The sequence below is a fragment of the Pseudomonas oplopanacis genome, from assembly GCF_057128725.1.
On the sequence record NZ_JBSKHV010000002.1, the window covers coordinates 470,915 to 484,880 of the forward strand.

At 60.6% G+C, this 13,966-nt stretch carries 14 protein-coding genes; 4 read left to right on the plus strand and 10 right to left on the minus strand.

Annotated features, from left to right (window positions below; genetic code table 11):
- Positions 1 to 50 precede the first annotated feature (50 nt).
- The 4 genes from ACWKV5_RS06545 to ACWKV5_RS06560 form a co-directional block, all read right to left on the minus strand.
- A complete protein-coding gene (locus ACWKV5_RS06545) occupies positions 51 to 428 on the minus strand; it encodes a YgaP family membrane protein (protein WP_483840650.1) in 378 nt (125 codons plus the stop codon).
- Positions 429 to 519: 91 nt separating this feature from the next.
- On the minus strand, positions 520 to 990 hold the full coding sequence (locus ACWKV5_RS06550; RefSeq protein ID WP_008153126.1) for an RNA methyltransferase: 471 nt from the start codon (positions 988 to 990) through the stop codon (positions 520 to 522).
- A gap of 163 nt (positions 991 to 1,153) precedes the next feature.
- A complete protein-coding gene (locus tag ACWKV5_RS06555) occupies positions 1,154 to 1,525 on the minus strand; it encodes a YajD family HNH nuclease (protein WP_007898702.1) in 372 nt (123 codons plus the stop codon).
- Positions 1,526 to 1,574: 49 nt separating this feature from the next.
- On the minus strand, positions 1,575 to 2,261 hold the full coding sequence (locus ACWKV5_RS06560; protein ID WP_027925870.1) for a spermidine synthase: 687 nt from the start codon (positions 2,259 to 2,261) through the stop codon (positions 1,575 to 1,577).
- Between the two features lie 95 nt (positions 2,262 to 2,356).
- On the opposite strand from ACWKV5_RS06560, the gene ACWKV5_RS06565 reads away from it, so the two are divergent.
- Positions 2,357 to 2,647 (plus strand): hypothetical protein, encoded by a 291-nt coding sequence (locus tag ACWKV5_RS06565; protein ID WP_483840651.1) that lies wholly within the window; start codon positions 2,357 to 2,359, stop codon positions 2,645 to 2,647.
- Here the strand turns inward: ACWKV5_RS06565 and ACWKV5_RS06570 are convergent.
- Together ACWKV5_RS06570 and ACWKV5_RS06575 are read right to left on the minus strand one after the other, a co-directional pair.
- Positions 2,644 to 3,117, minus strand: coding sequence for a cyclic nucleotide-binding domain-containing protein (locus tag ACWKV5_RS06570; RefSeq protein ID WP_007944003.1), 474 nt, complete (start codon positions 3,115 to 3,117; stop codon positions 2,644 to 2,646). The genes ACWKV5_RS06565 and ACWKV5_RS06570 overlap by 4 nt on opposite strands.
- A 217-nt stretch (positions 3,118 to 3,334) precedes the next feature.
- The gene (locus ACWKV5_RS06575; RefSeq protein WP_483840652.1) at positions 3,335 to 5,389 is read right to left on the minus strand and encodes a S9 family peptidase; all 2,055 of its coding nucleotides are present in this window, start codon (positions 5,387 to 5,389) and stop codon (positions 3,335 to 3,337) included.
- Between the two features lie 247 nt (positions 5,390 to 5,636).
- Between ACWKV5_RS06575 and ACWKV5_RS06580 the strand changes: the two genes are divergently transcribed.
- Genes ACWKV5_RS06580 through ACWKV5_RS06590 form a run of 3 tightly spaced genes read left to right on the plus strand, consistent with a single transcriptional unit; the run spans position 5,637 to position 7,499 of the window.
- Positions 5,637 to 6,134 carry an MFS transporter gene (locus ACWKV5_RS06580; protein WP_483840653.1) on the plus strand — a complete coding sequence of 166 codons (498 nt, stop codon included), beginning with the start codon at positions 5,637 to 5,639 and terminating at the stop codon, positions 6,132 to 6,134.
- Between the two features lie 33 nt (positions 6,135 to 6,167).
- Complete coding sequence (locus tag ACWKV5_RS06585) at positions 6,168 to 6,944, plus strand: class II glutamine amidotransferase (RefSeq protein ID WP_123433917.1); 777 nt, start codon at positions 6,168 to 6,170, stop codon at positions 6,942 to 6,944.
- Positions 6,945 to 6,956: 12 nt separating this feature from the next.
- On the plus strand, positions 6,957 to 7,499 hold the full coding sequence (locus ACWKV5_RS06590) for a DUF2937 family protein (RefSeq protein ID WP_027925864.1): 543 nt from the start codon (positions 6,957 to 6,959) through the stop codon (positions 7,497 to 7,499).
- Positions 7,500 to 7,578: 79 nt separating this feature from the next.
- Here the strand turns inward: ACWKV5_RS06590 and ACWKV5_RS06595 are convergent, their stop codons facing one another.
- The 4 genes from ACWKV5_RS06595 to ACWKV5_RS06610 form a co-directional block, all read right to left on the minus strand.
- On the minus strand, positions 7,579 to 9,693 hold the full coding sequence (locus tag ACWKV5_RS06595) for a TonB-dependent receptor (RefSeq protein ID WP_483840654.1): 2,115 nt from the start codon (positions 9,691 to 9,693) through the stop codon (positions 7,579 to 7,581).
- Positions 9,694 to 9,707: 14 nt separating this feature from the next.
- A complete protein-coding gene (locus ACWKV5_RS06600) occupies positions 9,708 to 10,919 on the minus strand; it encodes an MFS transporter (protein WP_483840655.1) in 1,212 nt (403 codons plus the stop codon).
- Positions 10,909 to 12,831, minus strand: coding sequence for an IucA/IucC family protein (locus ACWKV5_RS06605; protein ID WP_483840656.1), 1,923 nt, complete (start codon positions 12,829 to 12,831; stop codon positions 10,909 to 10,911). The genes ACWKV5_RS06600 and ACWKV5_RS06605 overlap by 11 nt, the downstream gene beginning before the upstream one ends.
- A 111-nt stretch (positions 12,832 to 12,942) precedes the next feature.
- On the minus strand, positions 12,943 to 13,872 hold the full coding sequence (locus ACWKV5_RS06610) for a LysR family transcriptional regulator (protein WP_483840657.1): 930 nt from the start codon (positions 13,870 to 13,872) through the stop codon (positions 12,943 to 12,945).
- Between the last annotated feature and the right edge of the window lie 94 nt (positions 13,873 to 13,966).

Consider the following 13,966-nt stretch of genomic DNA (forward strand, 5'->3'; position numbering starts at 1 on the left):
GGAGCGAGCCTGCTCGCGATGATGCCCTAAGCCCCACTACATCTCTTGGATCAAACCCCAGTCTTCGGCGACTTCAACGAATCATTCCCCGTCACCGTAGCCGTATTGGTCGCTGCCTCGGCATTCGCCTTCAGCTTGCGCAACTCTTCCCCGGCGCGCTCGATCTTCGCCCGCACGTTGTCCATGTCCTGGCGGCTCTTCTCGATCATGCTTTTGACCGAACTGTGCCCGGTAATCCCGCGGGCCAGTACCACACCGCCGATCGCCACTTGAATCAATCCGAAAATCCCGCCGCGACGCAGGCCCTTGCCCATCATCACCACGCCACCGGCCACGGAGCCTGCGCGCTCCCAACCGTAAACGTTGTGCTCGGAACGGCTCTGGAACGGGGTGGATTCAATGCGTTCTACGCGTTTGAGTTCGCTCATGATCTTTCTCCTGGCAGAAAGGCTGCTTCAGTCGTGGATAGTTAAGCTGACTGCCGAGACGGGCGGCTTGTTCCATCGGATGTGCGTCGAATCAGCGAAATTTCGCCCCGGAACGGGTGTTGAGCCCTTTGGACATGCGGTCGTAGAGCACGACGTTGACGGTGGCCGCCAGGTTCATGCAACCGGTGGTCGGGATGTAGACCACGTCTTCGCACCAGTCGCGAATCTCTTTATCCAGCGAGCCGTCTTCCGGGCCGAAAATGTAGAGGGCGCGATCCGGGTGGGTGTATTCCGGCAGGGAGCGCGCACCTTCGACCAGTTCCACGGCCACCGGCACACAGCCCAGCGGCAGGATTTTTTTCAGGTCGTCGATGCCGATCAGCGGAATGTCGTAGTGGACGCGCTTGGTGTCGGTCACGAAATCGGCGGCGCGTTCATAACGCTTGCCGGTGTAGAACACGGACGCCACGCCATAGCAGCCGGCGGCGCGCATGACCGAGCCGACGTTTTCCGGTGATTTGGGGTTATACAAACCAATGCAGCTGTACCGTTTGTCTGCCACGAGCGGGGTGCCTTCGGGGAAAAAACGGCGATTATACGGGGATTGGGGGAGGGGTGTTCAGTTTGAGATTGGTGGTGTCTGGGCGATCGCCTTCGCGAGCAGGCTCGCTCCCACAGGGGAGCGAGCTTGCTCGCGATGAGGCCAGTGAAGGCACGGAAGATCTTCAGTCTTCTTTCTTCATCAACCCGGCCAACGCCGCAAACGGGTTATGCGTCGCCTTGGCGATTTTCGGCGTGCTCAGCGAGCCTTCGTCGAAATACTGCTGATCGGTATACCGCGAGTGTTCATTGTCGTGGCAATACAGGCACAACAGCTCCCAGTTAGAGCCGTCCTGCGGGTTGTTGTCGTGGTTGTGGTCACGGTGGTGCACGGTCAGCTCGCTCAGGCGCTTGCCGGAAAACTCACGGGCGCAGCGGCCGCACACGTGCGGGTACATCTTCAGGGCCTTGTCGCGGTAGCCCATTTCCTTGTCGCGCTGGTTGTCGGCGAGGATGCGGTCCAACTTCGAAGTGTTGGTCGGGGTGGACGAACTCATGGGTTCACCTTTGTAAAAAGACTAATGACGGTTATGACGTGAGTTTAGCTCAGCCCTTGAGCTTCTCGGCAATCCAGATCGTGTGGCGCGTGCCCTTGTTGCCGTGGGCGAAGACCTGGACTTCTTCGGCCTTGAAACCGGCCTTCTTCAACTTGTCGGAAAACTGCTTGTCGGCGCTGGCCGACCACACCGCCAGCACGCCTTTTGGCCGCAGGGCCTTGGCGCAGGCGCTCAGGCCGCCGGCGGAATAGAGCCAGCTGTTGGCTCGTTGAGTCAGGCCTTCGGGGCCGTTGTCGACGTCGAGCATGATCGCGTCGAAGCCTTGCGGCTCGGCTTGCAACACCTTGGCCACGTCTTCCATGCGGATCACGGTGCGTGGGTCGAGCAGCGGGTTGCCGGCTTTCTCGCCCAGCGGTCCACGGTTCCACTCCACCACTCCAGGCACCAGCTCGGCGACCACCACTTCGGCCGTCTTGCCCAAATGCTTGAGCGCGGAGGCGAGGGTGAAGCCCATGCCTAAGCCGCCGATCAGCACCCGTGAATTCGGCCGGCCGGCCACTTTGCGGCACGGAATCTCGGCCAACGCATCCTCGGAGCCGTGCATGCGGGTGTTCATCAGTTGCCCGCCATCGCCACCCTGGATCTTGATGACGAAATCCTCACCGTATTCGAACAGGCACAGGGCACCGCCGTTTTCAGGGATGGGGGCAGTGTCGAGCAGAACGAAACGTTTCATGGGGCTCTCTTGAGAAGGATTGGCATAAACGGTGAGGGCAAACAGACGCAGTTGGGAGTAGCCTGAAAGTGACAACAAGGCCAACGGAGCCATTGATGAAGCGCACTATTCTAACGGCCATTGCTCTGGCCGCGCTCTCGATTACTGCGGTGCAGGCGCAAATGCTGCAACCCATCCCTGTCAGCCCCGCGCCTACGTCTGGGGCGCCCGGCACCGCGACACCGACGCCGTATCCGCAAATCAGCGCGCCGTCCATGCCCAAAGCCGGGCCGGGCAGTGGTGGGCCGCCGCTGGTGCCGATAGAAATGCCCAGCCCGCCGACGAAGGACCAGCCCGTGCCGGGGATCGAACAAAACCCGTCGAAAGCCAAATCGCCGGGCGGTTAAACCTGCTGCGAAAGCAGTTGCCCGTCGGCCATGCGCAAGCGTTTGGAGAGGGATACGGCGAGGGCGCGAATGATCTTGGCGGCGATTTTCGGCGCGTCATTGATCATCTTTTCCAGCGAGTCCTTGCCCAGGTTCAGCAACTGGCAATTGCTGGCGGCCACGCAACTGGCTGAACGTCGTTCGCCATCCAGCACCGCCATTTCGCCGAACGAGCGACCACTGCGCAACGTAGCCATGGTCACCAGTTGCCCGTCACCGTTGGTTTTTTGCACCGCGACCTGGCCGGTGTGAATGATGCACATGAAGCTGCCGGCATCGCCCTCGTGGAAAATCTCCTCGCCCTGCGCCACGGTGCTGATGCTGAAATAGCCCGAGGCCGCCGCGAAGTCGACGGGCAGCAATTGGTCGAACAGGCCGCAGTCCATCAGCCAGTCGCGAATTTCGTTGTTCAGTAAGGTCGGTTCTGACATGTCGTCACGGTCTTTTTCTTGTGTCTGTTGCTGTTCGGGGCCTTGGGCTTACTGGTGTTCCATTGTGGGAGCGAGCCTGCTCGCGAAGAGGCCATCACATTCAACATCCGTGTTGAATGACACACCGCTTTCGCGAACAGGCTCGCTCCCACAGGGGATGGAGTAAATGCCGGGGCCCGGGGTCTGGTCTTAAGACCAGCACACCGGGCCAAGTTCCTCAGGCAATCCCCAAAACCTTGAACAAAAATGCGTATTCGAGCGCTACGTCACGCAATCCCTGATATCGACCGCTCATCCCGCCATGCCCGGCACCCAGTTCGGTCTTGAGCAGAAGGGTGTTGCTGTCGGTTTTGGTCGCGCGCAACTTCGCCACCCACTTGGCCGCTTCCCAATACTGCACACGGCTGTCGTTGTAGCCGGCAATCACCAGGGTCGCCGGATAGGCTTGCGCAGTGACGTTTTCGTACGGGGCGTAGGCCTTGATCCGATCATAAACGTCCGGCTCTTGCGGATTGCCCCATTCGTCGTATTCCGTGACGGTCAGCGGCAGGTCCGGGTCGAGCATGGTGTTGAGCACGTCGACGAACGGCACTTCGGCAATCGCCGCACCGAACAACTCCGGCCGCTGATTGAGCACTGCACCAATCAGCAAGCCACCGGCACTGCCGCCGCTGATCGCCAGTTGCGGCGCGGTGGTGAAGCCGTTGGCGATCAAATGCTCAGCACAGGCAATGAAGTCGCTGAAGGTGTTGTGCTTGTGTTCCTGCTTGCCGGCGCGATACCAGGCCTCGCCCAATTCACCGCCGCCGCGCACGTGTGCGATGGCGAAGGCCATGCCGCGATCCAGCAAGCTCAGGCGGGCATGGGAGAACCACGGATCGAGACTTTCGCCATAGGCGCCGTAGCCGTAGAGGTACAACGGCACGGGTTGGCCCAGATGTTCGCGCTTGACCACCAGGCTGATCGGCACCTGCGTACCGTCCGGGGCGCTGGCCCACAGGCGTTGACTGACGTAGGCATCGGCGTCGAACGGGCCGAGCACGGGGGTTTCCTTGAGCACTTTCTGCTCGCCGCTGTTCAGCTCCAGTTGGCGGATTTGCGCCGGTCGGTTCAGGGCTTCGTAGCGCAGGCGGATCCTGTCGCTGACGAACTCCAGGCTGTTCTGGACGTGCAGGCTGTAGGCCGCGTCCGGCAATTGCACGCGATAAGGCGCCAGGCCTTGTGGGTGAACTTCGATGATCGGCAAGCCGCCTTCACGCAGGCTCAGGGTCATGGCGCCGGTGTTCAGGCTCATGCCCTCGATCATCACGCTGTCGCTGTGGGGGATCAGGTTCTGCCAGTCGGCTTCGGTCGGCGCCTCGCCGGTATCGACGGCGCTGTACAGGGCAAAGTTGATGCCGTCGCGGTTGGTGCGAATGAACCAGGCCCATTGGCCGTCGAGGGCGCCGTGGTCGACGTCGTATTCATGGTCCTCGACCCGTGGCGCCAGGCAGGTGAAGGCCTGATGCGGCAAGGCGGCATCAAGTGCCCAGACTTCACTGGTGGTCTTGCTGCCCAGGGACAGCAGCAGTTGTAGTTCGGAGCTGGAGCGGTAGCAATGCAGGAAGAAACGTCCATCCGGTTCATGGAACACTTCTTCGGCGGCTGTACCGTCGAGTCGATAGCGGAACAGTTTGTGCGGGCGATGGGTGTCGTCCAGTTCGCCGAAAAACAGGGTCAGGCTGTCATTGGCCCAGGTCATGCTGCCGTCGCAGTCCTGGAACTCCAGTTCGCTGACGCGACCATCGGACAATTCCTTCACGAACAGGGTGTAAATCTCATCGCCCGTGGAGTCGATGCTGTAGGCCAGACGCTGGTGGTCCGGGCTGATGCTGAATGCCCCGAGGGAAAAGAAGCCACCGTTGGCCAGTTCATTCGGGTCCAGCAGCAACTGTTCCCGGCTTTCATCAAGTTGCAGGCTGTCATCGACCGGGCGCGGGCAGCGGTAGTGCCGGGCGTATTCGTCACCGGCGGTAGTCCGCGTGTAATACAGGTACGGGCCCCAAGGGGAGGGCAGCGACAGGTCGGTTTCGAGAATCCGGCCCTTGATCTCTTCGAACAGGGTCTCGCGCAGGCCGGCCTGATCGGCGGTCAACGCCTCTTGATAGCTGTTTTCAGCCTTGAGGTAGTCGAGCACCGCGTCGGTGTCGCGCTCCTGCAGCCAGGCATACGGGTCATCGCCGTCAGCCTTGTGGGCAATCGGAGCGGCGGAAACGTTGGCGGATAAGGGCATGGATGGCTCTCGACAAAGTACGAAATTGGGCGCCTGCAGCAGGCATGCAAATCTGGAGGCCTCTACAAATCCTGTGGGAGCGAGCCTGCTCGCGAAGAGGCCATCACCTTCAACATAAATGTTGAATGACACACCGCTATCGCGAGCAGGCTCGCTCCCACAGGTTCTGTATCTTGACCGACAGGTATTGGGGCAAGCCTGATGGGCGAAAAGTCGTTACTATAAGCGCCTCTTTGCCTGCCTTGCCATGGACACCATGACCGAGAACGACTATCTGATCGCTTGGGGCTTCTACGCCTTTGCCGCTTTTGGCTGCCTGTTGGTGTGGATGCGCTTGACCCGCTGGATGTGGCGCTGGCTGCGCGAGCCGTTGCGGCTGCTGGTGGCTGTCTTGCTATTCAGCCCGACCATCATCGATCCAGTGAAAGATAAAGTCGCGCCGGCCATCGCCATCACGGCGCTCGACCTGCTGTTCAAGGTCGGCAACAACGCCTGGCGGGCGATTTCCGATCTGTTCATGTACGGCATGATCGCCTTCGGCCTTTATCTGGTCATGGTGGCGATCCGCTTCCCCATCGAGCGCGCTTCCAACGCTCGCAAGGAACAGGCAGCCGCCGCCAAGGCAGCGGCCAAAGCCGAAGACCCGGACGATGATCATCCTTTCGGCGGTGCCGGCGATGATCGTTACGGTCGCCCACCGGTGCCGAGCAATCCGCAGCGATTGCGCGTCGAGCCGCGTTTGTAACCTTGCCCCTGCCTTTTCATCGAGAATCCGAGCATGTGTGAGTTATTGGGCATGAGCGCCAATGTGCCGACCGATATCGTGTTCAGCTTCACCGGGCTGATGCAGCGCGGCGGCCGTACCGGGCCGCACCGTGATGGTTGGGGGATCGCGTTCTATGAAGGTCGCGGTCTGCGTCTGTTTCAGGACCCGGCTGCCAGTTGCGAGTCTGAAGTCGCGAACCTGGTGCAGCGCTATCCGATCAAAAGTGAAGTGGTGATCGGGCACATCCGCCAGGCCAACGTCGGCAAGGTCTGCCTGTCCAATACCCACCCGTTCGTGCGCGAGCTGTGGGGGCGCAACTGGTGTTTCGCCCACAACGGCCAACTCGCCGACTTTCAACCGACCGCCAGCTTCTACCGTCCCGTCGGCGATACCGACAGCGAGGCGGCGTTCTGCGATTTGCTCAACCGCGTTCGCGCTGCGTTCCCGGAGCCGGTCGAGGTTGAAAAGCTGCTGCCAGACCTGGTGGCGGCCTGCGCCGAATACCGGAGCAAAGGCGTGTTCAACTGCCTGCTCAGCGACGGTGACTGGCTGTTCTGCTATTGCTCGACCAAATTGGCCCAGATCACCCGCCGAGCGCCTTTCGGCCCGGCGCGCTTGAAGGATGTCGATGTGATCGTCGACTTCCAGGCCGAAACCACGCCCAACGACGTGGTGACGGTGATTGCCACCGAACCCCTGACCGAAAACGAAACCTGGACCCGCTACGAACCGGGCCAATGGAGCCTCTGGCGACGCGGCGAATGCGTCAGCCAGGGCAAGACCGAATAAGGATCTCCCCCGATGTTGCTCAGTTATCTACGGCTGGTGTTGTTTGCGGCGGGCCTGTTGATCGGTGTCCAGGTGCCGGGTTTTATCAATGATTACGCCAAGCGGGTCGAGGCGCACCTGATTGAGGCGCAGACCGGTTTGAGCGGTTTCCAGGGTACCGCCAACGAGTTCTTCAAGGGCGACATGCAGGCGCTGGTCGCCCATTACCGCGCCAGCGAAGACCCGATTTTTCGCAGCGATGCCGACAGCCTGAGCAACCTGCTGACCCGCCAACTGGCGTTGGACAAGCAATTCCAGGCCATGCAAGGCCCGTGGTACATCCGCTTCCTGCAAGTGGTATTGGCCGCCGACCCGGACATCCGCAAGGAAACCTGGAATGGCTACAGCTATCAGATCCTGCTGACACCGGAAGCCATGATCTGGGGCATGAGCGGCGCGTTGCTGCTGTCGTTCGGCATTGAATGCCTGTTCCGCTTGATCGACTGGGTGGTGCTGGGTGGCAAACGCCTGCGCCAGAGCCGGCCGATCGAAGATCGGGATGTGCGCGGTTTGTAACTCCGCTGCCGGTTTGCCGGCGATTGCCGCGACACGGTATGTGTGGCAGATCGCATCACTGGCAAACCGGCACCTGTTTTTACCAGTCGACCGAGTAGCTCATGCTCAGCGTGCGGCCCTCGGCGTTGGCGTATGGCGCTCTGGCATTGGCCTGGGTGAACAGGTTCACGTAGGTGCGGTCGGTCAGGTTGAAAATCCCGCCTTCAAGGCGACCGACCGGCAGTTGCACGGAGCCGAGCAGGTCCACCAGCGTATAACCTTCGATGTCGCGTCCGTTGTTGTCCTTGGCGGCAGCGTCGTAACTGGCCAAATGCATGCCTTGCAGGCGCAGGGTGTAGTCGTCTTCGGTGTAGCCGACGAACAGCGTGGTCTTGGCCGGTGAGATACGCGTGGCCGGCAGATCGATCCATTTGCCGTTCTGCTCGGTCTCGCCTTTGGCCCAGGCGTAAGTGCCACCCACCGACCATTGATCGGTCACACGGTAGGTCAGGTTGTTTTCGATGCCGCGAACGCGTTCTTTCTGGTTGATCAGGCGCAATACACGATCAGTGGCATCGTAGAACTGGGTCACGTCCGAGGTGTTTTCATACACCGTGACGTCAGCCTGCCACTGGTCCCAGTCACCGCGCCAGCCCAGCTCGTAGCTGTCGACTTTGATGGCCTGGGCGTTGAGGCTCTGGATGTCGAAGGTGCTGCTGACATCCCGCATGAAGCGCTGGATATCCGGCAGCGAAAACCCCTGGCTGAAATTGGCGAATACGTCCTGGTTTTCACTCAGGTGGTAGACCGCCCCCAGGTTGTACAGCGTGGCGTCGTATTTGAGGGTGTCGCCGGGCAACGTTGCGCGTATACCGGTCTGGACGATCTGACCATAAGCGATGCTGTCAGAGACATCGCTTTCGATCCATTCACGGCGCACACCGCCACGCAAGGTCCAGTCACCGATGTCCCAAGACATCTGCCCGAACAGCGATTTGGTGGTGGTTTCGATGTCCGGCCCCAGCTCGTAGGTGGTGCCGGTCTTGGTGTAGGTCAGGCCTTTGAGTGTGTATTGGTCACCTCGTTGGCGGGAGCGCTCATTATCGTAGTCGGCGCCCCAGACCAGGTTGCCCGTGGCGCTGCCGATGGCTGGCAGCGGCGTGTCGATGGCTGCGCGCAGGCCGTAGACATCCTGGATGCTGTTGTTGTCGGAAATCCCGGCCTTGCCCCGCGACAGGTCCGGGAAGAACAGTGCATCGGCGCGGCGCCAGTAACTTTCCAGTTGCAGGCCCTGACCGTAGAAGTCCTTGTCGGTGTAATTGAGGTTGACCGCCTGATTGTGGGTATAGGGTTGGTCATCCAGTTTCAACCCCTGGACCGCCACGGCTTGCTGCAGGTTTTTCGGGTCTTTGGTGTAGCCAGTGTCCTGCTGATCCTTGTAGTCCTGCAGTGACAGGCTGAGTTTTTTGTCGGCATCCAGTTCGTAGCCGAAACGACCTTGCAGGTCATAGGTTTCGGTGTCCATGCTGCTGCCCTGAGAGGTGTCCTGAGGGATGCGGTTGCCGTTGCCGTCGTACTGATCGTTACGCTGGATCAGGTCGGCGGAGACGTACCAGTCCAGGGCATCCTTGCGCCCGGTCGCACTCTGAAAGGCTTCGTAGGCGAAGCCTTTGCTGTTGAGGTTGTTGCCGCTGGTCAGGCCCAGTTTGCTGCTGTAGGCAATGTCCTGGCCCTGATTGCGCTTGGTGATGATATTGATGATGCCGCCTGAAGCACCGGCCCCGTAGAGGCTGCTGGCGCCGGAGACCACTTCGATGCGTTCGACGCTGGCCGGTGTGATGCTGTTGAGCTGGCGGAAGTTGTCGCGCGTGGCGTTCTGCGATACGCCGTCGATCAATACCAGCATGTTGCGCCCGCGCAGGGTCTGGCCGAAGTTGCTCATGCCGCCGCTGGACGGCGCAAGGCCGGGGACCAATTGCCCGAGGATGTCGGAGACCCGGCGACCCGCGCCGCTCTGCTCGCGGATCTGCTGTTCGTCGATCACCTGGACCGAACCTGGAATCGAGGCGATGCTCGCTTCGCTGCGAGTAGCAGAGACGACGGTGGCTTGCATGTTCAAAGTGCCGGGTTGCTGCTCGGTATCCTCGTCGGCCCAGGACTGGGCGCTGAAGGTACCGAGCAGCGGGATCAGCAGGGAGAGTTTGGTTCGGGTCATGATGAGGACTTTTTTTAGTTGTGAGTAGTGTGGGTAGATAAGGTCGAGCGGTCAGGTTTGGCGTTGAATGATCGGACCCAGCGGATCCCGATGGCGGCTACGGCGTAGGTCAGCGCCACCAGCCAGAAACTGTGGGCCAATCCGACCAGCCCCATGCCGACTCCGCCGAGAACGGCACCGAGCAGAGCGCCAGCCTTGGCCGCGCTGTTGCCGAGGCCCAGCGCAAAGCCCTGTTGGGTGGCGGTTACGGTGTTGGCGATCAGTGCATAAGCCACCGGCAGCAGGGCGCCTTGCCAGATGCCCCAGATGAGTCGACTGACGAGAAACCCCAGCCATTCGTTGGCCAATGCCGTAGCCGCCAGCGTCAGGGCACACAGCCAGGCCACGCCTTCGATGACGCGCAAGGTGTAGGCCGGCTGCCAGCGGTCGAACAGGTGTCCCCACAGCGGTGCGGAAATGGCCAGGGTCGCGGCACTTGCCGCGTAGGTGGCGCCGATCAGCCAGCTTGGGGCATGCAAAATGTTCGCGACGTACAGCGCGTAGAACGGCTGCGGGATCATCTTCGCGGCCTGAATCAACACGATCACCAGCAGGATTCCACGGAGCCAGTCTTTGGGCAGGGCAACCGGTTCAACCGGTTTTTTCTCCGAGGTCCGAGCCTTGTCGGCCGGCAGGAAAAAACTCCCCAGGGTGCACAGCAGGCAAATCGCCGCCGCGCCATAACAGAGCAGGGCAAATCCCGAGACGTCCATCAACCAGCCGCCCAGTACCGGGCCAATCAACGAGCCGACGGCAGTCGCCGATTGCAGACGGGCCAGGGTGTGACCCCGTCTGGAACTGTCGCAGCAGGCCAAGGCATAGGCTTGCGCGGCGGCGAGAAACCCGGCCAGCGCGCCTTGCATCACGCGAATGCCCACCAGCAGCCACGGGTCGGGGGTGATGGCCGCCAACCCTTGGCACAGCGCGAGTGCCAGCAACGCCCGAACAATCATCGGTTTGTGTCCGGTACGATCACCCAACCGGCCCCACATGGGCGTCAGGAACATGGCGGCCAGCATGGGACCGGCATAAACCATCGCGGATAACAGCGCGGTGTAGCCGGCGCCCTCCGGCCCGAGCAGATGCTGGATCTGCAGGGGCCAGAACGGGCCGCTCATTTCCATGGCACCCATGGAAACCAACTGGATAACGATCAGCAGTCGCAAGGCGCGACTATCAGCGAGCATGTGTGATCGGGCGTAGCGGGTTACTCAGGCGTCCGACGATGTCGGCGTGACTGTCGAGCAGGCGCATGCGCAGGAACGATTTGGCGGGCCAATCCTGTTCCAGCAAGGCCTGGCGCTCGCTTTCCCAACGTGCCGGTTCAACGCGCTCGCGCAAGGTCTCGAAGCACTGTGCAACGTGCGCTGCCAATCGCTCCCAAAGGATATTTTCTGGCACATTCCAGTGGCGGGCACAGAGCAAAGTCAGCTCACCAAGGTGGCACATGAACGTGGTGTGCAGGAGTTTGTCGCGGACAAAACCGGAGTCGTCATACAGGGTCATTTTCGGATCGTGCAACTGGAGATCCAGGCCCTTGCCGTGCAGGGTTTTGCGATCGATACGAACGTCGCCAAAGTCACGCAATAGCAGCCGATTCAACTGCCCGTCAGCACCCATCACCATGAAACTGTTTTGCTGGTGCGCTTCGAACGCTACGCCATACATCAGGTAAATACCCAACAGACTCGGTACGGCAATCGACAGGTAATCATCGAAGAACGCCAGCATAGCCTCGCTGTCGTCACGACCCTGAGCCAGTCTTATCCAATCACGCAGCAACGGTTGTTCGAATTCGTTGACGGCGAACAGGCTGCCGACCGGCACCGCCAACTCGCCTTCTTGCAGCAGGGTAAGAGGGTTGTCGCGATACAGCACAGCTGCATGCCGGGAGCGCTCGTCATCGGCCGGTTGCGGCGCGTAGTGCACGCCGATGCGCTCCGGGACGATGTTCAGCAAACGCTGAATCTGCGGCTCCTGATCGAGGATCTTCAGTATCAGTTGGCTGATGCGCGGCCCCATGCGGGCCGAGCGCGGGGACACGGTACGCTGCACACTGGTCAGTCGCAAAGCCACCGGCAGTTTGACCATCGGAGCAACGCGGCTGGCGTCCGGCAGGACCGTGCGAAAGGACATGGTCGGGTGGCCGGTAAAAGCGACGATGTCAGTGACGATCAGCAGGTTGTCGGCGATCTCATTGGCGAACGAATTCGCCAATTCTTCATGGGCTTGCCATGGGTGCGACGGGAGCGGGAGGTAGTCCTTTACGTCCAGGCCCAGTTGCTGCAAATGGCGCTGTAATTGTTCGGCGGCCTGTGGGAAGTGACCTTGCCACCAATCCCAGTAATCGGCGGTACCCGACAGCACTTCGACGTGTGCGTACTGGCGATGCAGGGCGCACAGCACAATCGGAAAACTCGCTTCGAATTCCGGCGAGAAGGCGATGACTTGAGCTGCGCTCAAACCCAGCTTGGTCTTGTAGTTCGGGTGCCACGGATGGCCGAGAGTGCCCCACTGCTCAAGCAGTGACGTAGGGTTCTGATGGCAGGTGCCGGCTTTGAGCCAGGCGAGCAGGTTGTCGTCGTGTTCGGTGTCGATCTGCTCTCTCAGGCGTTCGGTCCATCCATGGTGGAACGCCAGGCACAGGGTGTCGTTGCTGAAGCTGTCATCCAGTTCCAGGGCCAGACGCTCCAGTACCTGCGGTGAGGCTTGCGGGTTGAGTTGAGTGCTGAGGTGAGCGAGCAATTCGCTGGGCAGCTGGATTTTGTGGGGCAGTCTGCCGGGGGTATGCAGGACGATGCTGCCGCGCACGTCCCAGCTGTTCATTCGGGTGCCAGACAGGTGCTCGAAGCACAGGTGCGAGCCATCGCCAAGCGGCAGCCAGCAATGGCTATTGTCGTCGTATTCGCAAGCGTCGGGGTTGATCAGACCTTCACGAAACAGCGCCTGGATCAGGCGTTGAAAGCAGCGCTGGGCGGCGGGCTCCAGCGCATTGCTCAAATGGTCGAGGGTGATCCGGTGGGACTGGAAAGCCTGAGTGCCGAGGGCTTCGCTCCAGTGAGCGAGCAATAGCTGCTGTTTTTGCGTGTAGGCGCGCATCAAGTCCGGTTCCTTGTGGACAGTTGGTTAGCTGAAAGCGCGCAGAGAATACCTCCTTGAAAAAATAACGCAAATGATAGTGGTTCAGATTTATAAAATAGGAAATTTCCTTCAGATTCTGGCTGCCGGGGTGCTCAAGACGATGTAATGCTCGCCCACTTTCTGCGCATAACGCTCCACGACGTGCTGACACAACGCCACAATCTCCTCGACCCACTCAACGCCCGTGCGCCACGACACCACCACCTGCAAATCCGGTGGTCGTTGATCAATGCCCAGCAGCGTCAGTTCCCCGCGTGCCAGTTCCTCGGCCACCAGCACCGGCGGCAGCGCGCCAATGCCGAAACCATCGCGCAACAGGCGGGTAATCGCCGACACCGAGTTCACGCAGTTCAGGCGTGGCGTCATCACGCCATTGGCCTGCATCAGGGCGAGCACCTCTTGATGCGGATGGGAGTTTTTCGAATAGGTAATGATCCGCTCGCGCGCCAGATCGGCAATGCCAGAGTACTCGCGGTTGTAGAGAGAATTGCTCGCCGCGATCCAGCCCATGGGATGACTCGCCAGCTCGAGGCTGCGCACGCTTTCCTGTCGCATCAGGTCGGTTTGCAAAATCAGATCGAGGAAGCCTTTTTGCAGCTGATCGCAGAGGTTGAGCGAGGTATCGGCCACCAGTTCGATTTCCACCAACGGATAGAGGTCCGTCATTTGTGCCACCAGCGGGCTCAGCCAGGTGTGGATTACTGTGTCCATGACGCCGATCCGCACCCGTCCGACCTTGCTCGAACGGGTCTCGATCGACTGTTTGAGCGCCTGCATGGTGTCCATCATCTGCTCGGCATAGTCGAGCACCTTCAGGCCCTCGGGCGTCAGGCTGACGCCGCGTGAATCGCGCAAAAACAGCTTCACCCCCAACTCGTTTTCGAGCACGGCGATACGGCTGGATATCGAGGCCTGGGTGGTGAAGAGCTTGTCGGCGGTCAGGCGAAAACTCTTGAGTCGGGCGACCCAGACAAAGGTCTCGAGAAACTTCAGATTCATGGGATCAACTTTTTCTTATGCCTAAGCCCGGTTTTTATTAGTTGGACGCGACAGGGCCAGGAACCCAAAAATCGGCGCATCCGGTTCCCACGAT

What these genes read in the sequence shown, in the direction of transcription:
- ACWKV5_RS06545 (WP_483840650.1), bottom strand. Translation starts at nt 428, where the DNA reads ATGAGCGAACTCAAACGCGTAGAACGCATTGAATCCACCCCGTTCCAG.
- ACWKV5_RS06555 (WP_007898702.1), bottom strand. Translation starts at nt 1,525, where the DNA reads ATGAGTTCGTCCACCCCGACCAACACTTCGAAGTTGGACCGCATCCTC.
- ACWKV5_RS06560 (WP_027925870.1), bottom strand. Translation starts at nt 2,261, where the DNA reads ATGAAACGTTTCGTTCTGCTCGACACTGCCCCCATCCCTGAAAACGGC.
- ACWKV5_RS06565 (WP_483840651.1), top strand. Translation starts at nt 2,357, where the DNA reads ATGAAGCGCACTATTCTAACGGCCATTGCTCTGGCCGCGCTCTCGATT.
- ACWKV5_RS06570 (WP_007944003.1), bottom strand. Translation starts at nt 3,117, where the DNA reads ATGTCAGAACCGACCTTACTGAACAACGAAATTCGCGACTGGCTGATG.
- ACWKV5_RS06575 (WP_483840652.1), bottom strand. Translation starts at nt 5,389, where the DNA reads ATGCCCTTATCCGCCAACGTTTCCGCCGCTCCGATTGCCCACAAGGCT.
- ACWKV5_RS06580 (WP_483840653.1), top strand. Translation starts at nt 5,637, where the DNA reads ATGGACACCATGACCGAGAACGACTATCTGATCGCTTGGGGCTTCTAC.
- ACWKV5_RS06585 (WP_123433917.1), top strand. Translation starts at nt 6,168, where the DNA reads ATGTGTGAGTTATTGGGCATGAGCGCCAATGTGCCGACCGATATCGTG.
- ACWKV5_RS06590 (WP_027925864.1), top strand. Translation starts at nt 6,957, where the DNA reads ATGTTGCTCAGTTATCTACGGCTGGTGTTGTTTGCGGCGGGCCTGTTG.
- ACWKV5_RS06595 (WP_483840654.1), bottom strand. Translation starts at nt 9,693, where the DNA reads ATGACCCGAACCAAACTCTCCCTGCTGATCCCGCTGCTCGGTACCTTC.
- ACWKV5_RS06600 (WP_483840655.1), bottom strand. Translation starts at nt 10,919, where the DNA reads ATGCTCGCTGATAGTCGCGCCTTGCGACTGCTGATCGTTATCCAGTTG.
- ACWKV5_RS06605 (WP_483840656.1), bottom strand. Translation starts at nt 12,831, where the DNA reads ATGCGCGCCTACACGCAAAAACAGCAGCTATTGCTCGCTCACTGGAGC.
- ACWKV5_RS06610 (WP_483840657.1), bottom strand. Translation starts at nt 13,872, where the DNA reads ATGAATCTGAAGTTTCTCGAGACCTTTGTCTGGGTCGCCCGACTCAAG.